Consider the following 24,092-nt stretch of genomic DNA (forward strand, 5'->3'; position numbering starts at 1 on the left):
AATTGCCCATGATAGAAATCAGGTCCCAAGCCGATATAGCGGATTTACGCGAAAGCGTCGATGTGGAGTGCAAACTGGCGCAGGGTAGAGATGGCAACGGCCATTGCCCTACGAGCATTTGGTCAACTTACAGCGCCTTTGCCAATACCGATGGCGGTGAAATATTCCTGGGGCTAGAAGAAGCGAAAGATGGCTCATATAAGCTAGCAGGAATCATCAATACCGATAAAGTACTCGATGAAATTTGGACAGGTTTAAACAACCCTGATCACGCTAATGCAAACATATTGCGACCTCAAGATGTACAGGTAATAACCATTGATGGCGTCAACCTCATTCACATCCATGTACCCAGAGCGAACCGCAGGCAGCGGCCTATCTATGTTGGCCGCAACCCTTTAGCAGGCACCTATCGCCGTTTTAACAGCGCAGACGTTAAACAGCCGGAGCAAATAGTCCGTCGAATACTTGCAGAGCAACTAGACGATAGTCGCGATGGCGGCGTGTTACAGCATTATGGCATCGACGATCTCGATGAACAAACTCTGGCAAATTACCGCCAACGCTACGCCAACCTACAACCAGACCACCCATGGAATAAACTTGAGACCGAAGGGTTCTTACGCAATATTGGCGCGATGCGTCGAGATCGCGAGACAGGTCACGCAGGACTGACAACAGCAGGGCTACTAATGTTTGGCAAGCTCTATGCCATTAAAGAGGCGCTGCCCTATTACATGCTGGATTATCAAGAGCGACCCGACGCGAAAACGGAACCCCGCTGGATAGATAGGGTAACCCTCGACGGTAGCTGGCCCGGAAATTTATTCGACTTTTATCAGCGAGTGATTCGTAAATTAACCGCTGACTTAAAAATACCTTTTGCCCTTAAAGGTGACGCCCGGCAAGAAGACACTCACTTACATACCGCACTGCGTGAAGCTTTGGTGAATACATTAGTTCATGCCGATTTTTCGGGTCGAGCTTCTGTTTTAGTGGTGCGCAGGCCCGACATGTTTGGATTTCGCAACCCCGGCAAAATGCGCGTTCCTATCGAAATAGCCACCAAAGGGGGGGAGAGTGACTGCCGAAACCGATTACTACAGGATATGTTCCGCTACGTCGGCCTAGGTGAGAATGCGGGTTCCGGCCTACCTAAAATTTTTGATGGCTGGGCGAGTCAACACTGGCGTAAACCACTTTTACGCGAGTTAGATGAACCTAACGAACAAACGATACTAGAGCTCCACACTATCAGCCTTATTCCAGAAGGTGCCTTTGAGGCACTAAGAGAGAATATTGGCGAGGACATATTCAGCTCACTCTCTGACACTGAACGCCTCATTTTGATCACGGCGCAGGTAGAACACACAGTAAGTCACCGACGATTGATGGAGATTTTGGACATTCATCCCCATGACTTAACCTCACAGCTCTCTCGATTGGTAGAAAAGAACCTGCTGTTTCAAGAAGGTAGCGGCCGTGGAACCATCTATTTCCTCCTTGAGGCGCGCCTAGAGGATGCTTTTAATGAGCTAAACGCCAAAACGACTCAAGGGGAAAGCTCTAGGGGTTTAGAAAATAGGTCTGGGGGTTTGAGCGAGAGCTCTGGGGGTTTGCAGGCACTTCAGAAGATAGCGGCGCCAGTGGCAAGCACTAAAAGGTGCCCTAAACAATTGGTGGAAGAGACGATTATCAAACTGTGTAGCGTAACCCCTCTTAGCCTGCCCACGCTTACAGACTTGCTTAACAGGTCTCAAGAGGTTGTCAGAAAAGATTACCTACAGCCAATGATCAAAGACCGACGCCTAAAATACCGCTATCCAACCAGACTCAACCACCCGGATCAGGCATACATTGCAAATGACGCCATAGAGCATTGAGAGCAGCGGACCTAAACGCTATTTCATTGCTAACTTGAGTCTTCCATAAAAGGCAAACTAACCAATTGAAAAATATAGATTTTCTTATTTCAGAGCAAATCGAAGCGGCTATTTTTTAAACACAAAAAGGCTACCCCCTCTGCCCCCGAAACCAGCTTGTGGAGCGTAAAACAGGGAATAGACTCCAACACCTGGTTTGTCGCGTTTGCAGACTCCGCAAATACTCACTGGGTTAAGCCAATAAGGAAAACACATGCTGACACTCCACCCCACCAAAGCACTCGTGGCCAAGCTTCCGGCATCCTCCGGGGGGCAGGTGCCGTTGGATGAATCCAGCCAGTGGTTGCAAGCGCAGGATGGCGAACCAAGCCCCCTTAGCGGCTGGCAGGGGCATTTGTTCACGCTTCAACGGCAGCAATGCGTATTGTTGGTTCACCAGGCAACCCGCTTCCCGGTACTGCTGAAGCAACTAACCAAACCAGATTTCGCCCGCTTTCACTGGCACTTTGTGGATGGCCTGATGAATACGTTGCTGAAATGTGGCGCCACCGACGCACAAATGACGGCCGCAACCCACCTGCTCCAGCCCCTTCAGCTTGCAGCGGGCACTGACCGCTCGGTGCAAAGCACGCTGAACCAAATGAAAGGTGAAGTTGAACACCTATTGCACTGCGACCAAATAGCACTCGGTGACTTGGCTGTATACCGCGTTAGCGCCAGATTGGCGCACAGGCCAACCTCTGTACAAGGGCAGTACATTTGGCCCGACAATCTGATGCTGGCGCTACTGGACGCCCATGCTGACAAAACACCAGAGAATGTGGTGCAATTGGGGGACTACACTGGCTGAATCACAGGTTTTAGCAGCACACAGTGCTTTTTCATCAAGGAGAAGATGATGGCCCAAACACCAAGAAGAGCAGACCACCAAAAAGCCGAGGACAAATTCCAAACCCTACGAGATATGACTTACGATGTCACTCGGCAGGAATTTGACGACATTACCGTCGGCAGCATATCGCTACAACTATGCCAAGAGGCCGACCGCTGGAAGCATCAGACCAATGGGCGACCACAACGGGCCTCTTGGGAATGGTGCAAAGAATACCCTTTCTATCAACGCCGGCCCAACCGGTTTGAAATTGCTCTATCAAAGGGCGGCGTGCTTGGCGCACTCTGTTATGGGCAGCTTTCAAAACAAGGCTCACGCCTGCGTATGAACCTGATTGAATCTACCCCTATCAGGCCCACTCCGCTTGGGCAGCGGGCGCTGCCTATTCTGTCCTTTGCAGCCGCTGTGTTTGCGGATATTTGTGGTGCCGATGAATTATGGGTGCTAGACCCGGACCCGAACCTCGAAGGACTGTACCAAAGTGAAGGGTTTGGGCAGCGCGAGATTTATCATGGCCGGCGGGTAGGACAGCGGAGGATTTTATGATTCCAGATCCAACAACAAAAGAAGGCATGGAAGAGATACAGCGCCGCATCAAGAAGCGTCGGCAGGAAGCCGCAGAAGCCCGAAAGCGTGCAACAGAAAACCCAGATGATGAACCCTCTGGAAAGCACACCATTCCATCAGACATCGACAGGCACAAGGACAGGAAGAATGATGACTAATCAACAAACGCCGGAACAAATAAAAGCACAAATTGCAGATAGAAAAGCAAGTATTCAGGAAAAGGCCAAACGGATAGAGCAAGCACTCAAAAAGAGTAAGCCCGGCTCCAAGAGTTCGTAACAGCGCACGAATACGGTAAGGAAATCGCAGGTGTCATTCAACGAAGCAAAACTCGAACAGGCCATTATTGAACTGCTCCAGGCACAAGGCTACCCCTATAGCCCAGGCTCCGAGCTCAAAAGAGGCCCAGCCGACGCTTTATTGAATGACGACCTGCGCACCTTTCTGCAAACCCAATATGCCGGCGACGCCATTACCGATACTGAGGTTGAGCAGGTGATTACCGGGCTTGAGCGCTTGCCCTCACTGGACTTGTACGACAGCAACCGCGCGGTTCACAAGCAGGTGGCGGACGGCTTTTTGCTGAAGCGGGAAGACCGCAGCAAAAAGGATTTATACATACGCCTGATCGATTATTGCGACACCCCCAGCAGCTATCAGAAGGAAGCCAAAGCGCTCCCCATGGTGGCCGATATTGCAAACCCTACCGACAACAACATTTACCGGCTGGTCAACCAGCTGGAAATCGAAGGTTCCGAAAAGCGCATTCCCGATGCCATTCTCTACATCAACGGCCTGCCGCTGGTGGTGTTTGAGTTTAAAAGCGCGGTGCGCACCGAGGCCACCCTTCACAATGCCTATAAACAGCTCACTAACCGGTATGCGCGCGACATACCGGAGCTGATGAAATACAACGCCCTGTGCGTGATTTCGGATGGTGTGAATTCTCGCATGGGCTCCCTGTTTGCCCCCTACGATTTCTACTACACCTGGCGCAAAGTCACCGGCAATGAGGCCATTGAACAAGACGGCATCAACGCCCTCCACACCATGATTGGGGGGCTGTTTAATAAACAACGCCTACTGGAAGTGATTCGACACTTTATTTATTTCCCCGATGTATCCAAACGCCAGGACAAGATTGTTTGCCGCTATCCGCAGTTTTACGCGGCCACGCGCCTGTATGACAACATACTGAAGCATCGCAAGCCTTTCGGCGATGGCAAAGGCGGCACCTATTTCGGCGCGACAGGCTGCGGCAAGAGCTATACCATGCTGTTCCTGACCCGGTTGCTGATGAAAAGCCTGACCTTTGAAAGTCCCACCATTGTGCTGATCACTGATCGCACCGACCTGGACGACCAGCTTTCAGGCCAGTTCACCAATGCCAAAAGCTACATTGGCGACAACACCGTGGTAAGCGTGGAGAGCCGGTCGCATTTGCGGCAGCTGTTGAAAGGGCGCCAATCCGGTGGTGTGTTTTTAACCACCATCCACAAATTCACCGAAGATACCGAGCTGCTGACCGACCGCACCAATGTGATTTGTATCAGCGATGAAGCCCACCGCAGCCAAACCAACCTGGACCAAAAGGTTCGTGTGACAGAAAAGGGCGTGGTGCGCACCTTTGGCTTTGCCAAGCATCTTCACGACTCACTGCCCAATGCCACCTACGTGGGCTTTACCGGCACCCCCATCGACGCCACCCTGGATGTATTTGGCGCGGTGGTAGATAGCTATACCATGACAGAGTCGGTCAAAGACGACATTACCGTGCGCATTGTGTACGAGGGCCGTGCCGCCAAGATTATTCTGGATAACGACAAGCTCCAGGAAATTGAAGCCTACTACGCCCAGTGCGCGGAGGACGGCGCCAACGAGCACCAGATTGAAGAAAGTAAAAAGGCCAGTGCCAACATGGGCGCCATTCTCGGCGACCCGGACCGGCTCAAGGCATTGGCCGCCGATTTTGTGGCCCACTACGAGCGCCGCCTGAGTGAAGGCGCAACCGTTAAAGGCAAGGCCATGTTTGTGTGTAGCAGCCGCCCCATTGCCTATGCGTTCTGGCAGGAGGTGGTAGCACTCAGACCCGAGTGGAACGAGATACGCGCCGCCGAGGAAGGGATCACCCTGACAGAAGCGGAAGCGCGGGAGATCAAGCCTATTGAGCGGATCAAAATGATCATGACTCGCGGCAAGGATGACCCCAAAGCCCTATACGACATGCTCGGCACTCAGGAGTACCGCAAAGAGCTGGACCGGCAATTTAAAAACCCGAAATCCAACTTCAAAATCGCCATTGTGGTGGACATGTGGCTCACCGGCTTTGATGTGCCCTTTCTGGATACCCTCTACATCGATAAACCCATTCAGCGCCACAACCTGATCCAGACCATTTCCCGAGTGAACCGGAAGTTTGCCGGCAAAGACAAAGGGCTGGTGGTGGATTACATCGGCATTAAAAAGCAGATGAACCTGGCACTGGCCCACTACAACAAGGCCGACCAGCAAAACTTTGAAGAAATCGCCCAATCCGTGATTGTGGCGAAAGACCACCTGGACCTGCTCAACAAGCTGTTCTACAAGTTCGACGCCCGCTCCTACTATACCGGCGAGCCCCTGGCACAGCTCAATTGCCTAAATAACGCGGCGGAGTACGCCCAGACCACCGACAAGACCGAAAAGCGCTTCATGGCCCTGGTAAAGCGCCTGAAGGCCGCCTACGACATTTGCTGCGGGTCTGAGGCCCTGACCGAACCCGAGCGGGACCAGATCCACTTCTACCTAGCCGTGCGCAGCATCCTGTTCAAGCTCACCCGCGGCAACGCCCCGGACACAGCCCAGATGAACGCCCGCGTACGGGAAATGATTGCCGAGGCGTTGAAGGCCGATGGCGTGGAGGAAATTCTCAAGCTTGGTGAGGACAAAGCCGGCCCCACGGATATTTTCGATGATGATTATTTAGCCAAAATCGAGAAGATTAAGCTGCCCAATACCAAGATCAAGCTCCTGCAACAGCTGCTGGCCAAAGCCATTGAAGACTTCAAAAAGGTCAACAAAGCCAAAGGCTCCGACTTTGCCCAGCGCTTCCAGCGGCTGGTGGAGAGCTATAACGAGCGCAAGGAAGACAATGTATTGGTGAGTGAGGTACTGGAAGACTTCTCCGACGAGATCATCGACCTGCTCAACGCCCTCAAACGCGAAAAAGCCTCCTTCGCTGACCTGGGCCTGGAACTGGAAGAAAAAGCCTTCTACGACATTCTGAAAGCCCTGGCAGTGAAATATGACTTTACCTACCCCGACGACAAACTCCTGAGCCTCGCCAAAGCCGTGAAGGCCATCGTGGATGACAAGGCCAAGTACACGGACTGGAGCCAGCGGGATGACATTAAGGCCGAGCTCAAGGTAGACCTGATACTGATATTAGCCAAGCACGGCTACCCGCCAGTGGATAGGGATGAGGTATATAAGGAGATTTTTGAGCAGGCGGAGAATTTTAAACGGAATCGACGAGCTTAAGCAGAATGGAAAACACTGAAGAAAAATCGCTTTTTATCTGGCTGCTCGAATTTGGTGAGAAGCATCAAGGCGGCACAACGCTGCATAGCGCAATTAATGGTGCGATCGAAGATAAACTGTTAAGCAGCAGAAGCCAAGCTGAGGCCAATACCATTAGCAATCTTTTCAAAGAATGCTTTGATGTCCCCGAATGGTATAAAAACCAAGAAAAATTTAACGATTCAGCAGTCTATTCACTTAAAAGCGAATACTATTTTCGGTTACTGGAATATCGAGAATTACAGCTAGCTCGAGAAGCCGCCAATAGGGCTGAAGATAATGCAAGATTCGCTCGAAAGCATGCGTCATGGTCCATAGGGTTGTCAGTGATTGCCGTAATTGCAGCAGTTGTTACACCATTCTTCATCGCTGGCTGGCAATCAAAGCAGCCTATAGCGCTAAACCAGGACTCCATTACAAAAATTGTATTACCGCTATTGGAAGCCAATAGGGCGCGGATTCCAGCCACCCAAGAAAAAGAACTTGCCCCACACGAGAACACAGGCACAGCGACGTCAGCGGAGGGGGCAGCGCAGGCTCTAGAAGGCGCCCAAAAGAATGAATCTAGCCAAAATGAGTATGGCTCACCCAATGAGGAGCCCAAGGGCAAGACTTCGAACACTGAGCATGAGGCTAACAAAGGCCGCACAGCCAATTTTAACGATACCAACGCTCCAGCGTTTTCTGAGAGTAGCGCAAGCGAGGGATCACTGTGAAGCAGCATCCCGTCCAGGTAGCACCACGGTAGCACCAATAAAAAAGGGTTAGCAGGCACTTACCTGCTAACCCTTTCAAATATGGTAGCTAGAGGCGGACTTGAACCGCCGACCCCAGCATTATGAGTGCTGTGCTCTAACCAGCTGAGCTATCTAGCCATATCTTTTCAAGCGGCCAGATGACCAGCTCAAAGAGGGCGCGAATTTTGGCAATTCACCCCCACCCTGTCAAGGCCTAAATTGTGCTTATCGGCCTTTTAATAGTGCCGCCAGCATAGAACCCAGCACCACCAGTGCAGCACCCAGCCAACTCAACCAATTCATGGGCTCGGCCACCAGGAAATGGGGTGCTAGCCAATCCAGCAACTGAACACACAAGAGCGTAATAACGGGCACCAAGGTAATGGTGGCACTCACCCGGCTTGCCTCCCAGTGCACCAGCGCATAGGCAAAGGTGCCATAGGCAATCACCGTGTTTAAGCCGGCAAACAGCAGGCCCCCCCAAGCGAAGGGGCTTAAATTTGCAAAACTTGCGAAATCGGAGGCGGGCGCAAAGGTGACGGCACCCACGGCAAATATCACCCACAAAATCTCCATAGAGGTGAGCGTGGTTTGCAGCTGCTTTTGAATAATGCCGTAAGCGGCCCACACTACGGCAGCCAGGAAGATTAGCAACAGCCCCCACACATACTGCCCACGGGCGGCCAGCAGTTCGGGCAAGCGCATATTAAAAAACAGTGCCAGGCCCAGCAAAAACAGCATCACCCCCACGCCCTGCCCAAACGAGAAGCGCTCATTAAAAATAAACAGGCTCAACACTAGCATCATCATGGGCGCCAGCTGGATCATTACCTGTGCGGCAGAGGCGGTGGTGTAATCAAGGCCCATTAAATACAGCAGAAAATTGCCCAGCAGGCACACAATAGCCACCACAAAGCGCCCTGCCATCGCCCGCTCAAACAACTTGCGCCAGCGAAAGCCCCCACTATATTGGATGTAAGTACCAATCAGCACCGCCGAGAGCACAAAGCGAAACCAGGTAATGGTGACGGCGTCCATCTCGGCCAGCACGCCCTTGAGCGCGATAGGCAAGAGCCCCCACATGAGTGCGGTAATTAACGCCAAGGCCAAGCCCAGCTGCCAGCGCCCGGTGATTGTGTGCACTTTGCATACTCCTGGTGGGAATTAAGAAGATTGGCCTTGGCACTCAAAAAATGAACCAAGTGAAGTTGGATAATACGCCTGAAAGACGAGCTGCGTGACGCCACCCTCAGCTTTGACTAAGGATTTAACACAGGCCTTTGCCAATTTTCAGTAAAAGTGCAGAATAAATGACTACAGGGTCTCATAAGGTCATTGACCTAATTGTGTAATCCTTTATGTTAGGGGCAATGGCAATATAAATTGCCACTGACGCTAACAATAACAATCCATCAGAGAGCCGATTATGACATCTCAAAAGAGCACGCTTAGCCAATTCGCGCCCAGTGCGTTGTCGCTGGCCGTTACCACCGTTCTAACCACCTTTGCCCTACCCACCCTTGCCCAAGACGACGCGAACTTCGCCCTGGAAGAGATAGTGGTCACTGCGCAAAAGCGCGCGGAATCTGTGGATGACGTACCGATTACCATCAACGCCTTTGCCGCAGAAGGTGTGCGCGATTTAGGTGCACAAAACGTGAACGACCTGGGCACATTTATCCCCGGCGTTGAAACCAACGTAGGCGATACCAGCCAGGCGAGCTTCACCATTCGCGGTATTTCAACCAACGACTTCGGCTCAGGCTCAGATCCGGCCGTTGCCGTATATGTTGATGGCGTTTACACCGGCCACGGCGGCAGCGCCCTGGTTAACTTTAACGACATCGACCGCGTAGAAGTGCTGAAAGGCCCACAGGGCACCCTGTTTGGCCGCAACGCCGCAGCCGGCGCCATCAGCATTAGCACCAAGGCCCCCTCACAGGAAACCGAAGGTTACGCCGATGTGCAGGTGGGCAACTACAACAAACAAAAAATATCGCTGGGCTTTAACACCGGCCTTACCGACACCCTGGCACTGCGCGTAAGCGGCTATGTAAACAGCCGCGACGGCTTCATTAAGAACGCCTCCAATACCGGCATTGCCGACGACAACCTCTGGGTTGAAGACGATCAGGGCCTGGTGGGTGCACTGCTGTGGCAACCCACAGAAAATACCGACATCACCCTGCGCGCTGACTACAACAAAGAAGACAGCGACGGCCCCATTGGCTCGAGCTTTACACTGGCCGAAAACGAAGACCAGCTGTTCGACAACTACACCACCGATAACGCAGGCTATAACGACCGCACCATTCGCGGCACCAGCCTCACTATCAGCCACGCGATGGAGGAGTACACCTTTACCTCCATCACCGCCAAGCGCGGCTACGAGTTCCACCAGAACGAAGAAGAAGACGGCACTGATAAGGCGCGCTTTTTCCTCACCACCGACACCATTGAAGAGCAATCGCAGTTCAGCCAGGAATTCCGCCTGAACTACGAAGACGAAAACCTGAAATGGTTTGTGGGCGCGAGCTACTTTAAAGACTCCATCGACCAAACTTACCTGGTTGACGCCACTACCATTACGCTGGATACCTTTTTTCTGGTTGATGCCTTCTCGGACCTGGTTGAAAACCCCGCAGCCTACGTAGACCAAAACCCCGCCTTCTTCGGTGGTGGCATGCAGGGCTTCCTCACCACGGGTATTGCGCCACAGCTGAACAGCCAATTACCACCGGGCATCAGCATGGAAGCGGTAGACATTGGCAACGCCACAGTAGCCAACCTGGATGCAGCAAATGGCGGCATTCCATGGCAAGAGGCCATGAATAATAGCCGCGAGCTAACCAGCTACGCTGTATATGGCGACGTAACCTACTCCTTTAGCGATCGCCTTGATGCCACACTGGGTTTGCGCTGGAGCAAAGACAGCAAAGATTTTGAAATCCAGTCTAACTACACCAACAACATCCTGATCCCGACCTTGACAGTAGCGGGCTTGGGCAGCGTGCCTACCAGTGCGGTACCCGGCTTGCCGCAGGCCATTCCCTTTGGCCTGATCTTCTTTGACGAGATTGGTGCACCCGGCAACCCAGAGAAGAAAAGCGATTCCTGGAGCTCTGTTGATCCGCGCCTGGTTGTAAACTACGCCATGACCGATGACGTAATGCTGTTTGGCTCTATCGCCAAGGGCTACAAGGCCGGTGGCTTTAACAGCCTGGGTGACGACCCAAGCTTCGACCCGGAAGATGTACTGAACCTTGAAGTGGGTGTGAAATCGAAGCTGATGGATGGCCGCATGCGTCTGAACGCCTCGGTGTACCAGTTCGACTACGACAACCTGCAAATCCTGAAACTTTCAGGCCCGGCGGGCGTGATCCCCACTTATAACATCAAAAACGCCGATGCCATGGGCCGCGGCTTTGAGTTTGAGTGGCAGTTCATGGCCACCGAGAACCTGGTACTGGGCGCCAACTACGGCTACGTATTCACCGAATACACCCGCTACGAGCAGTTTGAAGGCGATGCGCCCGGCTTCACCCTCAAGGGCGAGCCTTTGTCATCTATGCCGAAGAACAAGTTCAACGCCATGGGCGAATACAGCCTGAACTTTGCAGACAACCTGGTACTGCGCTTGCGCGGTGACTACAACTACACCGGCGACCGCGTGAACAACTCGGGCGTTGGTGCAGGCCAGGAAATCGAAGGCTTCCAGGTAATCAACGCACGCGCCACACTTGAGAACGACGCCGGCGATTGGTCTGTTGCGCTTTACGCCAACAACCTGCTGGACGAAGAGTACCTGTGGGACATTGGCGGCACTGGCGATGGCCTGGGCTCACCCGTTGCCACACGCGGCATGCCACGCATGTACGGCGTACAGGCGCGCTACAACTTCTAAGGCTTACATTTTGTAAACTTACGAAAATCTGAGGGGCTGTTATAGCCCCTCTTTTTTTTGAGCGAGGCTTACCGCCAAGAGGGCGCGATTTGCCTTACCAGAACGCTGTAGAGTTTCAGCTGCACTATAACGACATACATTCCGAGAGCATTATGGCCGAACTTATCACTGTGCTGGCCGCACCCCTGTACCTTATTCTGATTGGCTGGGAGCTGTGGGTAGACAAGCGCCGGGGCACGGGCTTCTACCGCCTGAACGATGCCATTGCCAGCATGTCGCTAGGGGTAATATCACGCACCCACCGCTTGGTAGTATTTGCCGTGGGTACTTATATTTTCACCCAGGTACTGCCCACCGCGGGCGATCAATTCTGGCGCGACAACCTATGGCTTGCCTGGCTAGTGGCATTTATCGGTTACGACCTTACCTACTACTGGAACCACCGGCTTAACCATGAAATAAACTGCCTTTGGGCCGGCCACGTGGTGCACCACCAAAGCGAAGACTACAACCTCACCACCGCCCTGCGGCAATCGAGCGGCGGTGTGTTTGATTGGATATTTTCAATCCCGCTCTACCTCACCGGCATTCCCGCAGACATTATTATCGCCAGCGCCGGGTTAAACCTGATTTACCAGTTCTGGGTACACACCCAGCACATCAATAGATTGGGTTGGATGGAAAAATGGTTTGTCACGCCCTCACACCACCGTGTGCACCACGCACAAAACCCGCTCTACTGGGATAAAAATTACGGCGGCGTGCTCATCGTTTGGGACAAACTGTTCAACACCTTTCAGGCCGAGCGCGACGATACCCCCATTATTTATGGCGTGAGCCGGCCGCTCAACACCATGAATCCGCTAAAGGCAAATCTGCAGGTGTGGTGGTACTTGCTGCGCGATGCCCTCTACTGCAAGAGCCTTTGGGATAAGTGCCGCATCTGGTTTATGCCCACCGGTTGGCGCCCGGCAGACATGGAAGCGCGCATTCCCATAGCGAAAACAGATCTGGCAAGTTTTCAGAAGTTCAACCCGGAAGTCGCGGGCAACATAAAGATATATGCGCTATTTCAATTTACCGCCGCATTCTTACTGGGCTTCAGCTTTATTTTTATGTTCAGCAACGAAACGCGCCTGATCACGCTGCTGGCAGCCTGGCTTTTCGTTACCTTGCCGCTCATCAGCACAGGGCATTTACTCGACGGCGGCAGCGCCCAATGGGAGCTTGTGCGGCTAGGCTTAAGCGCGTTGATCTTTGGGTTGTGCATTAACCAACTGCCTGGCGCGCCTTACAGCCAATGGTTTGCTGGCGGCTACCTGCTACTAAACCTTGGAGCGCTGGTGCTACTGATGAAACCTACCGCACCGCAAACAACCTAGCGCACTAAGCGCACACTTTAGTGCAGGCATAAAAAAGCCCCGGTAATCCGGGGCTTTTTATCAGGCTCGTCAAATAAGGTGCGTTAAAGCTACCTTAAACGTTAAACAGGAAGTGCAGCACGTCGCCATCTTTAACGATGTAATCTTTACCTTCTTTGCGCGATTTGCCCGCGGCCTTTGCACCCTGCTCGCCGGAGTATTCCACAAAGTCATCATAGGCGATGGTTTCAGCGCGAATAAAGCCACGCTCAAAATCCGTGTGGATCACACCTGCTGCCTGCGGCGCTGTGGCACCTACCGGGATTGTCCAGGCGCGCACTTCTTTTACACCGGCGGTGAAGTAGGTGTGTAGATTCAGCAAGCTGTAGCCTGCGCGAATCACGCGGTTTAAACCCGGCTCTTCCATACCCAGCTCAGCCAGAAATTCAGCTTTTTCATCGTCTTCAAGCTCGGCAATTTCAGATTCAAGCTTGTTACAAATAGGCACCACCACCGCATGTTCTTCAGCGGCAATTTTATTTACCACATCCAGATAGGGGTTATTTTCAAAACCGTCTTCATCCACATTGGCAATGTACATAGTGGGCTTGACGGTAAGCAAATTCAGTTCTTTTAAAGCCGCCAGCTCATCGGTGTCTAAACCGAAAGAGCGCAGAGGCTTGGCTTCATTGAGATGCGGCAGAATTTTTTCAAGTAACGCCTTTTTGGCGATGGCGTCTTTATCTTGGCCTTTGGCGGCCTTGGCGTAACGTGTGAGTGCGCGCTCGCAGGTATCCAGGTCTGCCAGGGCAAGCTCGGTGTTGATTACATCAATGTCGGCCGCCGGGTCTACCTTGTTGGCTACGTGAATAACGTTTTCATTTTCAAAACAACGCACCACGTGGGCAATGGCATCGGTTTCGCGAATGTTCGCCAGAAACTTATTGCCCAGGCCCTCACCCTTAGAGGCACCGGCAACAATGCCGGCGATATCGATGAACTCCATGGTGGTGGGCACTACACGCTCAGGCTTTACAATTTCTGCCAGCTTGTCTTGGCGCGGGTCTGGCACCGGAACCACACCCGCGTTGGGCTCAATGGTACAAAAGGGAAAGTTTTCTGCATCAATGCCCGCTTTGGTCAGGGCGTTAAACAGGGTGGACTTCCCCACATTGGGAAGGCCGACAATGCCGCAATTAAAACCCATAGCTGACTCCTTGGGGCGTCTATTTACGTGTGTGCAGCGAGCGCATAGCCGCTTCTAAATCGCCACTCACAATGGAATTGATTTCACGCAAGCTGTCGTAGATGGCGTCATCTATGAGCTGCTGCTCTGCCTGCGGTGCGCGCTTAAGTACATAGCCGGAAACCTGGCTGGCCTGGCCTGGGTGGCCAATACCAATTCTTAAGCGCATAAAATTTTTATCGTTTGCCAACGCACTGATGATATCGCGCAAGCCGTTGTGGCCACCGTGGCCACCGCCCACTTTCAGGCGGGCAACGCCTGGCGCCAAGTCTAGCTCATCGTGTGCGACCAATATCTGGCTGGCTGCGATTTTATAAAAACTCGCCAAGCCCCCCACCGATTGCCCACTGCGGTTCATGAAGGTGGTGGGCACCAGCAAACGGACATCTTTACCGTTAATAAAGGCGCGGCCGGTCAGGCCAAATAGCTTGCTGTCTGCTGCGAGTGTTACGCTGTGCTGTTTTGCCAGCTCAAAAACGAAATCGGCCCCTGCATTATGACGAGTCCGGTCGTATTCTTGGCCCGGGTTACCCAGGCCAACAATTAACTTTACGGATTCACTCATAGTGCAGGGGCCGAATTCAAACAGCCGTCGACTTATTCAGCGTCAGTTGCTGCTTCGCCTTCATCAGCTGCGTCTTCAGAAGCCATACCGCGTGGCTTGATGATGCTCACAACCGGCAGGTCGTGGTCGCCACCTTGGGCCAACGCGAGAGACTCAACGCCCTTAGGCAGTTTGATGTCTGAAATGTGCAAGCTTTCGCCAACGCCCAGGTCTGCCACGTCAACTTCGATGAACTCAGGCAGATCTTTTGGCAATACGTTGATTTCCAGATCGGTCAACAGGTGCGATACGATACCGCCACCCTGCTTAACGCCTTTGGCGGTAGCTTCGTTGATGAAGTGCAGTGGTACACGTACATGCATCTTCTGGCCACGAACAACGCGCTGGAAGTCGGCGTGCAGCACAACAGGCTTGGCTGGGTGACGCTGCAGATCCTTCAGGATTACGTCTTCTGCTTTGCCATCAACTACCAAAGAGATGATGTGCGAGTAGAAGGCTTCGTTTTCCAGGTGGTGAACCAGATCTTTGTGATCAATCTGAATGTTCTGTGGCTTAGACTTACCGCCGTAAATAATGGCGGGTACCTTTTCAGCAAGACGACGAAGGCGGCGGCTCGCACCTTTCCCTTCTACGTCGCGCTTTTCAGCGTTCAGTGTAAATGCATCAGACATTGATGTGTCCTCAATATGCCATCTTGACCTGCGACCAGTCGCGATGGATTTCAGTTATGCCGATTATCGGCGGTTAACACTCGTGCCGCCGCTTACATGCGGAACATGGCACTCAGCGATTCTTCATTGCTTAAGCGGCGCACCGCTTCAGCCAACATCTTTGAAAGTGTGAGCTGGCGAATGCGCGGGCACTCGGCGGCTGAGCCTTTCAAAGGAATGGAATCTGTCACTACCAGCTCATCCAATACCGAGCCGTTGATGTTCTCAATGGCGCGGCCAGAGAGCACCGGGTGGGTACAATAGGCCACCACTTTCTTGGCGCCGCGGTCTTTCAGTGCGGCAGCGGCACTGCACAGGGTGCCGGCGGTATCTACCATGTCGTCAATCAACAAACAGGTGCGGCCTTCTACATCACCGATCAGGTTCATCACCTCGGCCATGTTGGCTTTCGGGCGACGCTTATCGATGATGGCAAGTTCTATATCTAGCTGCTTGGCGATGGCGCGGGCGCGTACAACGCCGCCAATGTCGGGCGATACCACAACCAAGTCTTCAAAGTTTTGCTTTTCTATATCTTCAATCAACACAGACGAGCCGTAGACGTTATCTACCGGCACATCGAAGAAGCCCTGAATCTGCTCTGCGTGTAAATCCACGGTTAATACGCGATCAACACCTACGGCAACCATCATGTCGGCCACTACTTTGGCGGTAATAGGTACACGGGCCGAGCGCACGCGGCGATCTTGGCGGGCGTAACCGAAGTAAGGCAACACAGCAGTGATGCGTCCGGCTGATGCACGACGCAGCGCATCTACCATCACGATTAATTCCATGAGGTTATCGTTAGTGGGCGCACAAGTAGACTGCACCACAAAAACATCGCAACCACGCACATTCTCGTTGAGCTCAACGGACACTTCGCCGTCTGAGAATTTGTTGACGCTGGCATCGCCGAGCGGCAACCCCAAACTTTCAACGATTTTTTGCGTCAACGCGGGGTTCGCGTTGCCCGTAAAGACCATGAAATTGTTCACGAGGGGATTACCTTTGCTGCCAGTTAGCTATGAAGATTCAGGTTCTTTTGATGTCTGTGTCAAAGTCACTGAGTATAGAAATCAGATGCCTATCGCGGGTAATTCTAGTCAGAATTCTCTCAAAGCACCTTGATGAAAATGGCAGGGGCAGAAGGATTCGAACCTTCGCATGACGGGATCAAAACCCGCTGCCTTACCGCTTGGCTATGCCCCTGTATCGTCAATTTGCTGGAGCAGGCTATGTAAGGGTGATATGTTCACAGCTTGCGCTACGAACCCTTGCCACTGCTTTGGAAGAATGCACAAAACTGATTGTGCTGCTTCCGCTGTGGCGAAGGCGCAATACACACTGGCACCTGTTCCAGTCATCTGAGCTGCACCAAATTGATTAAGCCAATCAATGACTTGGCGCACTTGAGGGTGGAGCTTAACAACCAGCTCCTGGCAGTCGTTCTGGCCACCCTGCTCAAGAAAGGCCGCTACTGTAATGTTGGGCGTGCCTCTTGTCAAATCTTTGTGTGAAAATATTTCAGCAGTAGAGACGTGGCAATTGGGCGTAACTACCAAGTACCATTTTGGCTCCATCGCCACCGGCGTAAGTTGCTCGCCAACGCCTTCAGCCCAAGCCGTTTGCCCCATCACAAATACCGGCACATCAGCACCGAGCTGTAGGCCAACTTCCGCTAAATGCGGCAAACTCAAGCCGGCACCCCACAAATGATTTAATGCCACAAGGGTGGTAGCTGCATTGGATGACCCGCCCCCAAGGCCGCCCCCCATAGGGATGCGCTTGTCTACCCCGATGCGCACTCCCTGGGTATTGCCCGTGGCGTATTGCAAAGCACGCGCGGCACGCACTATCAGGTTATCTTCGGCTGGCACATCAGCCACCGGGTTGAGCAACACCACGTCACCTGAGTCGTTTGGCTCGAAGGTGAGGTAGTCGGCGTAATTTAATAATTGAAACAGCGTTTGCAGGTTGTGGTAGCCGTCAGGCCTCTGCCCGGTAATGTGTAAGCATAAATTGAGCTTTGCCGGCGCTGGCCAACGAACTGCAGCTTTTGTACCTAACACTAACTCTCTGCCCCCAATTGCCAATCGTTGATTACCAAAATTAACCGCACCCCTAAAGCCTTGGATTCCGCCTTCAGGCGGCCGGGCAGTGCATGGCCCTGCACCAGCTTATATTGGCTGTACTCAAGCTCCCAGCCATCTTGGCTCTGGCCCACCAACAGGCCTTGCTCGTTGCGCGCGATTTGGGCGCGCGCGCTGCCCGGTGCCGGCAGGCCTCGCACCCAGTATTCCAGCGCGGCCATGGGCAACTGCCAGCCAAATGCCTTCTGCACTAACTCTGTTGCATTGCGCGCATAGCGAACCTGGTCGCCCTGGGTGAGCTTAACCCCTTGCGCGCTGCCGTTAATCTTGGCACTGCCTTGGCCCAAAGGCCCTTGCATACGGATGCTGTATTGGCCGGGTGCCTGATCCCAATTCACATAGGCACTGCCGCTGTCACCCGGGGCACGCACGCCCAGCTTGCCATCAAAGCGCCACTGATCGATTGCCAGCAAGGCTTGCTCGCGCTCATCGAGCACCCAACCTGCCGGTAGCGGCTGCAGGCGTGTGCAAGCGGTCACAGCGAACACCATCCACAGTGCAATTACGCTTTTTAGCCCAGCCGCGTGTAAGCACTTACTCATCGGCAGGCTCTGCCCCCAGGCGCTTCATGGCGTTGGGAATAATGCTATTGCGCGGGTTCAGCTCAATGCCGGCCTGCCACACTTCCAGCGCTTCTTGCTGCTGGCCGGTAACCCAGAGCACCTCGCCCAAGTGCGCTGCTATTTCCGGATCAGGGTAGAGTTTGAGCGCTTCGCGCAGGCGCAGTATGGCCTCGGCATAATTGCCCAAACGGTATTGCACCCAGCCCAGGCTATCAATAATGGCGGCGTCGTCCGGCTTTAGCAGGTGCGCCTGCTTAATGAGTTCATAGGCCTCCTGGTAGCGCTCGGTTCGGTCTGCCAGGGTATAACCTAGGGCATTGAGCGCGGTGGCATTGTTTGGCTCAAAGCGGATAACCCGGCGCAGGTCACGCTCGGCCAGATCGATCATATCGCGACGCTCGTTTACCAGCGCCCGGCTGTACAGCAGTTGAGTACTCTCGGGCAACTGCGTCAAACCCTGAGTGAGTACTTGCTCTGCGGCATCAAGGTGGCCGTATTTCGCAAGTATTTCAGCCTCCAGTGCATAGAGCCGCTCATGGGTTTGGGGCACCTTGGCACGCACGGCTTCCATGCGCGTATGGGCAGGCTCCAGCTCACCGGCGGCCACCAGAATCTCTAGCGTTTGCACCAGCGCAGGCATGAAATCGGGGCCGATTTCCACCTTTAAATAATGGTTGAGTGCCGATTGGTAGTCCCGCTGCTCCTGCGCGATGCGGGCAAGGTAATAGTGCGCCGTTGAGCGGCGGCGCTCTACATCGAGCAATTCAGCGAACAGCACTTCGGCCTCATCAAAGCGCTGCTGCTCAAAACGAATTAACCCCAAAGACAACTGCAAATCTACATCGCCCGGGTGATCTGCCAGCAGCACTTCGAACTGTTCTGCTGCCTTTTCAAGATCTGTTGAGGCAAGCAGCCTGGCATACTGCAAGCGCAAACGCTGATCTTCCGGCGAGGTGTCTACCAGTACCGCCATCTGGCGCAGCGCACCCACCTGATCACCCGATTGATAACGCAAACGCGCCTGCAGTGCCTGCGCCTGATTGCTGTCGGGCTCCAGCGCAACGGCCTTGGCGACGGCCGCAAGCGCCGGCTCAAACTGCCCCTGCTGCTGGTAAGTAAGCGCTAACGCCATCCACAAAGGCTGCTGATCTGCATGGCTTGCCTCCAGCGCCTGCAGGCCGGCCAACAACTGCTCGCGCTCTATATCTGTGCCCTTGCCTGCAAAGGCAGCCACAGTTTGCAACAGCAGGGGGTTGCCTTTCGCTAGCAGGTACTCTGCGTGGGCGAAGGCCTCGTTCAAGCGGCCTGCCTCGGCAAGCTCGCTTGCCGCCAGCACCCGCGCTTCGTTGTTGCCTGGCTCAAGTTCCACCCACAGCACCGACATTTCAAGCGCTGCGCGATGCTCCTCCATAAAGCGTGCAATGCGCGCGGCGCGCGCCACCACGCCAAGATCGCGGGTTTCATAGGCCTGTTGTACGTAGTTGGATAACGCAATATCAAAGCGCTGCTGGTGGCCGGCCAGCTCCGCCACCATGAGGGAATAGAGCGTATCTGGGGCAAAGGGCCGCTCTTTTACAGGCTCTGGGGCGGGCTCTACCGGCTCGGGCGCTGGCTGCGCCTGCGCTTCTACCACTTCGGGCTCAGGGGCCTGGGTAGCACAACCGGCAACCAACGCCAGGATTCCAAGGGCAACAAACAAAGCTGTAGGTTTCATAAGACTCCGAATTCAATGCCGCCCTAAATTTGGGCCAGCAGCGCCAGCACACAGGCCGACCTTAGCGAGGGTTTATCCATAACCGAATGCAATAAGCGCAGATTACCATGGCCAACAAGCCTGCCCTAGGGGCGCACCGGCAACTGCTACTATTTTAGACCAGCAGATGCCGGTGCCTTGTACTTGTCACAGCGGCTCGCAAACGGGACAATTGGCGCCCATTCACCGCAGCAGACGTTCGCCATTCATGACCTTTCTGGCCTTAGGTATCAATCACCACACGGCGCCCCTGGCGCTCCGTGAGCGCGTGGCCTTTGCACCAGAGGCGGTGGCCGGGGCCCTGCAACAGGCCAGGCAGGCACTGGGCACGCAGGATGTGGCCATTCTTTCTACCTGCAACCGTACGGAAATATACACCTTTGCCAATATTGAGACCGGCAAACTGGTGGAATGGTTCGGCCAATACCATCAAATACCCGCTGAAGAGTTACTCCCCTACCACTATGTGCACCAGGGCGAGGCGGCCATTGGCCACATGATGCAAGTGGCCTGTGGCCTGAATTCACTGATATTGGGTGAGCCGCAAATTCTTGGCCAGATGAAATCGGCCTATGCGGTGGCCTGCGAAGCCGGCACTGTGCAAAGCCCCCTGCACGCGGCCTTCCAGCATATTTTCAGCATTGCGAAAAAAGTGCGCACCGAAACCGCCATCGGCGAAAATCCGGTGTCGGTAGCCTACGCCGCGGTGAGCCTTGCGCAACAGATTTTTGCCGACCTTCGCCAGCAATCTGCGCTGCTCATTGGTGCCGGCGAGATGATTGAACTGGTGGCACGGCACCTGCGCGAACAGGGTGTGCGCAACATCACCGTGGCCAACCGCACACTGTCGCGAGCTGCAGATTTGGCCGAGCGCTTTGGCGCCACCCCGATTTTACTTTCAGACATCCCAACGGTGCTGCACAACGCCGACATGGTGATTTCATCCACCGCCAGCCAGCTGCCCATTCTAGGTAAAGGTGCCGTGGAAACGGCGCTGAAAAAGCGCAAGCACAAGCCGATTTTTATGGTAGATATTGCCGTACCACGCGATATAGAGCCACAGGTTGCCGAGCTTGATGACGTGTTCTTATTCAGCGTGGATGATTTAAAAGAAGTCATCGACGAAAACCGGAAATCCCGCGAAGAAGCCGCCGATGCCGCGCGCACCATTATTAATGAGGGTGTGCTTAAGTTTACGCGCCAACAGGGTGTGCAGGGCGCACGCGATGCCATTCGCGCGCTGCGCTCGCAAGCCGAGGCAATAAAATCCCAAGAGCTTAAAAAAGCCCTTAATGCGCTAAACGGTGGCGCAAACCCCGAGCAAGTGCTGGCTCAGCTGGCCAACGGCTTAACCAACAAAATTCTCCACCAACCCACCACAGCTCTGCGCGATGCAAGCGCCGAGGGCCGTGAAGATTTAATAACACTCGCCTATGAGCTGTTTGCCCTTGATGCAAATAAGCCGGAGTAACTACTAGCCATGAAAGATTCTATTCGGCTCAAACTTGAGTCACTTACCGACCGCTATGAAGAAGTGTCGGCGCTGCTGTCTGACCCAGATGTGATTAGCGATCAAAATAAATTCCGCGAGCTGAGCAAGGAATACGCTGAGCTTGAGCCCGTTGTGCAATGCTTCAACAGATTTCTTTCGCTCAATGAAGATATTCTGGAAGCCCGCGAGCTCATGAAAGACGGCGATCCCGAAATGCGCGAAATGGCCCAGATGGCCCTCGAAGAGGCGCAAGAACAGCTGGCACCGCTCGATAGCGAACTGCAACTGTTGCTGCTGCCAAAAGATCCGAACGATCACAAAAACGTGTTTCTTGAAATTCGCGCGGGTACCGGCGGCGATGAAGCGGCGATTTTTTCGGGCGACCTGTTCCGCATGTACAGCAAATATGCCGAATCGCGTAAATGGCGCATTGAGGTGCTGAGCGAAAACGCCGGCGAGCACGGCGGCTATAAGGAAATCATCACCCGGGTTGTGGGCCAAGGTGTTTACTCCCAATTAAAGTTTGAATCCGGCGCTCACCGCGTGCAGCGAGTGCCTGAAACCGAATCTCAAGGGCGCATTCACACCTCGGCATGCACTGTGGCGGTAATGCCAGAGGCCGATGAGCTTGAAGAAGTGAACATCAATAAAAACGAATTGCGCATAGACACCTTCCGCTCATCGGGTGCAGGCGGCCAGCACGTTAACACTACCGACTCCGCCATTCGCATCACCCATATTCCAACGGGCATTGTGGTGGAGTGCCAAGACGAGCGCTCGCAACACAAAAACAAAGCCCGTGCCATGAGCCTGCTTGCCTCAAAACTTGCCAGTGCCCAGGAAGAACAAGCAGCAGCAGCCATGGCCAGCGAACGCAGAAGCCTGGTGGGCAGTGGCGATCGTTCCGAGCGCATTCGCACCTACAACTACCCGCAGGGGCGCGTAACCGATCATCGCATCAACCTCACGCTGTACAAGCTTTCAGAAATTATGGAAGGCAAGCTTGATGAAGTGGTACAACCACTGGTGCAGGAATATCAGGCCGATCAACTGGCAGCACTTGCTGATAAATCCTGATGGCCACGGTGGCAGACCTGCTGCAACAAGCACGCTCCCTTACCGATGTAAGCGACACAGCACGGCTGGATACAGAGCTGTTGTTGTGTCGTGCGCTTAACAAAACGCGCAGCTTTTTATACACCTGGCCTGAAAAGCAAGTAGACCCAGCCGCCGCACTCGAATTTAATGCATTGCTCAAGCGCCGCCAAAAAGGCGAGCCCATTGCCTACATTCTTGGCCAGCAGGAATTTTGGTCTCTGCCATTGGCGGTTGCGCCCAGCACCTTGATCCCCCGTGCCGACACAGAGACACTCGTCGCCTGGGCACTGCAGCGTAAATTGCCTGCAGGTGCACACGTTGTAGACCTAGGCACAGGCACCGGTGCCATTGCGTTGGCTTTGGCGCACGAAAGGCCCCAATGGCAGCTCACCGGTGTAGACCTCTCGCACGAAGCCGTCGCCCTCGCGCAAACCAACGCCGCGAATTTAAATATCAATAACTGTACTTTTTTGCAGGGCAGCTGGTATGAACCATTGGATAGAGGGCAGTTTCATTTAATTGTTACCAACCCACCCTACATAGACGCCACAGATCCGCATTTGGCGCAAGGTGACGTGCGATTTGAGCCACACAGCGCGCTGGTTGCGGCAGACCAGGGCCTGGCCGATTTAAAAACAATTGCCGAAGGCGCGTGCAACGCCCTGCATCCCGGAGGCTGGCTCGGCATGGAGCATGGCTTTGCGCAGGCTCCAGCGGTGCAATCGCTTTTGCAGAGCCTTTGCTTTAAACAGGTTGCCAGTGAGTCAGATCTTGGCGGCCAGCCGCGTATTACCTTTGGGCAATGGCCGGAGTAGCCTGAATGGACGACGAAAGTTTACTGCGCTATAGCCGCCATTTACTGCTTGAAGAGCTCGACATAGACGGCCAGCAAAAGCTCATTGATGCCCATGTTTTGATCATTGGGCTTGGCGGCTTAGGTTGCCCCGCAGCACTTTATCTGGCCGCCAGTGGTGTAGGCCAACTGACACTTGTGGATCACGACACAGTGGAACTCAGCAACCTGCAGCGGCAGATAGCCCACACTGAACAATGCATTGGGCTTGCCAAGGTTGAATCTGCGAAAGCCCAAATTCACGCGATCAACCGCCACGTGAAAGTGAATAGCGTGCACACGCGCCTAAGTGATTCAGCACTGGCAAAGGCCGTTGAAAGTGCAGATCTTGTACTCGATTGCACCGACAACTTCGATGCCCGCTTTGCCATTAACCAAGCCTGCGTAGCCACCCAAACGCCACTTGTTTCCGGCGCCGCTATCCGCTGGGAGGCACAAGTGGCCGTGTTCGCCCCGGCGCTCGGTGGCGCATGCTACGAATGCCTGTACAAGCCGGGAGCAAATATTCAGGCGAGCTGCGCAGAATCCGGCGTTATCGCGCCCCTTGTCGGCATCATTGGCAACCTGCAGGCCCTTGAGGCTATCAAGCTCCTGACCGGGGTAGGCCAACCACTTGTAAACCGCCTGCTGCTGCTAGACGCCAAAACATTGCAATGGCGCGAGATCACCCTAACGCGCGATCCAAGCTGCAGTACCTGTAGCATTCATCGATAAATCGCGGCAGAATAAAGCACCAATAAATTCGATCTAGGGAAGG

Annotated in this window: 21 protein-coding genes and 2 tRNA genes; 13 read left to right on the plus strand and 10 right to left on the minus strand. The window is 53.9% G+C overall.

The window, feature by feature from the left end:
• The first annotated feature begins 8 nt into the window (after window positions 1-8).
• From L1F30_RS15015 to L1F30_RS15040, 7 genes are all read left to right on the plus strand, one after another.
• The gene (locus L1F30_RS15015) at window positions 9-1,883 is read left to right on the plus strand and encodes an ATP-binding protein (RefSeq protein ID WP_253357371.1); all 1,875 of its coding nucleotides are present in this window, start codon (window positions 9-11) and stop codon (window positions 1,881-1,883) included.
• Window positions 1,884-2,136: 253 nt separating this feature from the next.
• Window positions 2,137-2,733 (plus strand): hypothetical protein, encoded by a 597-nt coding sequence (locus tag L1F30_RS15020; protein WP_253357373.1) that lies wholly within the window; start codon window positions 2,137-2,139, stop codon window positions 2,731-2,733.
• Between the two features lie 45 nt (window positions 2,734-2,778).
• Window positions 2,779-3,321: a hypothetical protein gene (locus tag L1F30_RS15025; protein WP_253357375.1), complete on the plus strand. Its 543-nt coding sequence runs from the start codon at window positions 2,779-2,781 to the stop codon at window positions 3,319-3,321.
• Entirely contained in the window at window positions 3,318-3,500 is a 183-nt protein-coding gene (locus L1F30_RS15030) for a hypothetical protein (protein ID WP_253357377.1), read from the plus strand. Before L1F30_RS15025 ends, L1F30_RS15030 begins: the two co-directional genes overlap by 4 nt.
• On the plus strand, window positions 3,493-3,621 hold the full coding sequence (locus L1F30_RS17545) for a hypothetical protein (protein ID WP_256475989.1): 129 nt from the start codon (window positions 3,493-3,495) through the stop codon (window positions 3,619-3,621). The genes L1F30_RS15030 and L1F30_RS17545 overlap by 8 nt, the downstream gene beginning before the upstream one ends.
• A 30-nt stretch (window positions 3,622-3,651) precedes the next feature.
• A complete protein-coding gene (locus tag L1F30_RS15035; RefSeq protein WP_253357379.1) occupies window positions 3,652-6,861 on the plus strand; it encodes a type I restriction endonuclease subunit R in 3,210 nt (1,069 codons plus the stop codon).
• 5 nt (window positions 6,862-6,866) lie between these two features.
• Entirely contained in the window at window positions 6,867-7,616 is a 750-nt protein-coding gene (locus L1F30_RS15040; RefSeq protein ID WP_253357381.1) for a hypothetical protein, read from the plus strand.
• Between the two features lie 82 nt (window positions 7,617-7,698).
• Here the strand turns inward: L1F30_RS15040 and L1F30_RS15045 are convergent.
• Both L1F30_RS15045 and L1F30_RS15050 read right to left on the minus strand, forming a co-directional pair.
• Window positions 7,699-7,775, minus strand: a tRNA-Met gene (locus L1F30_RS15045).
• A gap of 87 nt (window positions 7,776-7,862) precedes the next feature.
• Window positions 7,863-8,780 carry a DMT family transporter gene (locus L1F30_RS15050; protein ID WP_253357383.1) on the minus strand — a complete coding sequence of 306 codons (918 nt, stop codon included), beginning with the start codon at window positions 8,778-8,780 and terminating at the stop codon, window positions 7,863-7,865.
• Between the two features lie 283 nt (window positions 8,781-9,063).
• Here L1F30_RS15050 and L1F30_RS15055 point away from each other — a divergent pair, with 283 nt between their 5' ends.
• Window positions 9,064-11,541 (plus strand): TonB-dependent receptor, encoded by a 2,478-nt coding sequence (locus tag L1F30_RS15055; RefSeq protein WP_253357385.1) that lies wholly within the window; start codon window positions 9,064-9,066, stop codon window positions 11,539-11,541.
• Window positions 11,542-11,630: 89 nt separating this feature from the next.
• A complete protein-coding gene (locus L1F30_RS15060; RefSeq protein WP_253357387.1) occupies window positions 11,631-12,923 on the plus strand; it encodes a sterol desaturase family protein in 1,293 nt (430 codons plus the stop codon).
• A 94-nt stretch (window positions 12,924-13,017) separates the two neighbouring features.
• On the opposite strand, the gene ychF is transcribed toward L1F30_RS15060, so the two are convergent.
• From ychF to L1F30_RS15100, 8 genes are all read right to left on the minus strand, one after another.
• Window positions 13,018-14,109 (minus strand): redox-regulated ATPase YchF, encoded by a 1,092-nt coding sequence (ychF, locus tag L1F30_RS15065; protein WP_253357389.1) that lies wholly within the window; start codon window positions 14,107-14,109, stop codon window positions 13,018-13,020.
• Window positions 14,110-14,128: 19 nt separating this feature from the next.
• Window positions 14,129-14,713, minus strand: coding sequence for an aminoacyl-tRNA hydrolase (gene pth / locus L1F30_RS15070; protein WP_253357391.1), 585 nt, complete (start codon window positions 14,711-14,713; stop codon window positions 14,129-14,131).
• A gap of 32 nt (window positions 14,714-14,745) precedes the next feature.
• Window positions 14,746-15,384 carry a 50S ribosomal protein L25/general stress protein Ctc gene (locus L1F30_RS15075; RefSeq protein WP_253357393.1) on the minus strand — a complete coding sequence of 213 codons (639 nt, stop codon included), beginning with the start codon at window positions 15,382-15,384 and terminating at the stop codon, window positions 14,746-14,748.
• A gap of 92 nt (window positions 15,385-15,476) precedes the next feature.
• Window positions 15,477-16,409, minus strand: coding sequence for a ribose-phosphate pyrophosphokinase (locus L1F30_RS15080; RefSeq protein WP_305879926.1), 933 nt, complete (start codon window positions 16,407-16,409; stop codon window positions 15,477-15,479).
• A gap of 151 nt (window positions 16,410-16,560) precedes the next feature.
• Window positions 16,561-16,635 (minus strand) — tRNA-Gln (locus L1F30_RS15085).
• Window positions 16,626-17,495, minus strand: coding sequence for a 4-(cytidine 5'-diphospho)-2-C-methyl-D-erythritol kinase (gene ispE, locus L1F30_RS15090; protein ID WP_253357397.1), 870 nt, complete (start codon window positions 17,493-17,495; stop codon window positions 16,626-16,628). Before ispE ends, L1F30_RS15085 begins: the two co-directional genes overlap by 10 nt.
• The gene (lolB, locus tag L1F30_RS15095) at window positions 17,495-18,055 is read right to left on the minus strand and encodes a lipoprotein insertase outer membrane protein LolB (protein ID WP_253357399.1); all 561 of its coding nucleotides are present in this window, start codon (window positions 18,053-18,055) and stop codon (window positions 17,495-17,497) included. The genes ispE and lolB overlap by 1 nt, the downstream gene beginning before the upstream one ends.
• 55 nt (window positions 18,056-18,110) lie before the next feature.
• The gene (locus tag L1F30_RS15100; protein ID WP_253357401.1) at window positions 18,111-19,853 is read right to left on the minus strand and encodes a tetratricopeptide repeat protein; all 1,743 of its coding nucleotides are present in this window, start codon (window positions 19,851-19,853) and stop codon (window positions 18,111-18,113) included.
• Window positions 19,854-20,100: 247 nt separating this feature from the next.
• Between L1F30_RS15100 and hemA the strand changes: the two genes are divergently transcribed.
• The 4 genes from hemA to L1F30_RS15120 are packed head-to-tail and all read left to right on the plus strand — an operon-like array spanning window position 20,101 to window position 24,049.
• Window positions 20,101-21,363, plus strand: coding sequence for a glutamyl-tRNA reductase (gene hemA / locus L1F30_RS15105; RefSeq protein ID WP_253357403.1), 1,263 nt, complete (start codon window positions 20,101-20,103; stop codon window positions 21,361-21,363).
• Window positions 21,364-21,372: 9 nt separating this feature from the next.
• Entirely contained in the window at window positions 21,373-22,461 is a 1,089-nt protein-coding gene (gene prfA, locus L1F30_RS15110) for a peptide chain release factor 1 (RefSeq protein WP_253357405.1), read from the plus strand.
• Window positions 22,461-23,297 carry a peptide chain release factor N(5)-glutamine methyltransferase gene (gene prmC, locus L1F30_RS15115; protein ID WP_253357407.1) on the plus strand — a complete coding sequence of 279 codons (837 nt, stop codon included), beginning with the start codon at window positions 22,461-22,463 and terminating at the stop codon, window positions 23,295-23,297. Before prfA ends, prmC begins: the two co-directional genes overlap by 1 nt.
• A gap of 5 nt (window positions 23,298-23,302) precedes the next feature.
• Window positions 23,303-24,049 (plus strand): molybdopterin-synthase adenylyltransferase MoeB, encoded by a 747-nt coding sequence (locus tag L1F30_RS15120; protein ID WP_253357409.1) that lies wholly within the window; start codon window positions 23,303-23,305, stop codon window positions 24,047-24,049.
• Window positions 24,050-24,092 lie beyond the last annotated feature (43 nt).

The sequence above is a fragment of the Simiduia sp. 21SJ11W-1 genome (assembly GCF_024138675.1).
Lineage (GTDB): Bacteria > Pseudomonadota > Gammaproteobacteria > Pseudomonadales > Cellvibrionaceae > Simiduia.

Coding starts and splice junctions, on each gene's coding strand:
- L1F30_RS17545 (WP_256475989.1), top strand. CDS start 3,493: ATGACTAATCAACAAACGCCGGAACAAATAAAAGCACAAATTGCAGAT.
- L1F30_RS15080 (WP_305879926.1), bottom strand. CDS start 16,409: ATGGTCTTTACGGGCAACGCGAACCCCGCGTTGACGCAAAAAATCGTT.
- L1F30_RS15040 (WP_253357381.1), top strand. CDS start 6,867: ATGGAAAACACTGAAGAAAAATCGCTTTTTATCTGGCTGCTCGAATTT.
- L1F30_RS15015 (WP_253357371.1), top strand. CDS start 9: ATGATAGAAATCAGGTCCCAAGCCGATATAGCGGATTTACGCGAAAGC.
- L1F30_RS15075 (WP_253357393.1), bottom strand. CDS start 15,384: ATGTCTGATGCATTTACACTGAACGCTGAAAAGCGCGACGTAGAAGGG.
- hemA (WP_253357403.1), top strand. CDS start 20,101: ATGACCTTTCTGGCCTTAGGTATCAATCACCACACGGCGCCCCTGGCG.
- prfA (WP_253357405.1), top strand. CDS start 21,373: ATGAAAGATTCTATTCGGCTCAAACTTGAGTCACTTACCGACCGCTAT.
- L1F30_RS15100 (WP_253357401.1), bottom strand. CDS start 19,853: ATGAAACCTACAGCTTTGTTTGTTGCCCTTGGAATCCTGGCGTTGGTT.
- L1F30_RS15020 (WP_253357373.1), top strand. CDS start 2,137: ATGCTGACACTCCACCCCACCAAAGCACTCGTGGCCAAGCTTCCGGCA.
- L1F30_RS15120 (WP_253357409.1), top strand. CDS start 23,303: ATGGACGACGAAAGTTTACTGCGCTATAGCCGCCATTTACTGCTTGAA.
- L1F30_RS15025 (WP_253357375.1), top strand. CDS start 2,779: ATGATGGCCCAAACACCAAGAAGAGCAGACCACCAAAAAGCCGAGGAC.
- pth (WP_253357391.1), bottom strand. CDS start 14,713: ATGAGTGAATCCGTAAAGTTAATTGTTGGCCTGGGTAACCCGGGCCAA.
- ychF (WP_253357389.1), bottom strand. CDS start 14,109: ATGGGTTTTAATTGCGGCATTGTCGGCCTTCCCAATGTGGGGAAGTCC.
- L1F30_RS15055 (WP_253357385.1), top strand. CDS start 9,064: ATGACATCTCAAAAGAGCACGCTTAGCCAATTCGCGCCCAGTGCGTTG.
- L1F30_RS15030 (WP_253357377.1), top strand. CDS start 3,318: ATGATTCCAGATCCAACAACAAAAGAAGGCATGGAAGAGATACAGCGC.
- prmC (WP_253357407.1), top strand. CDS start 22,461: ATGGCCACGGTGGCAGACCTGCTGCAACAAGCACGCTCCCTTACCGAT.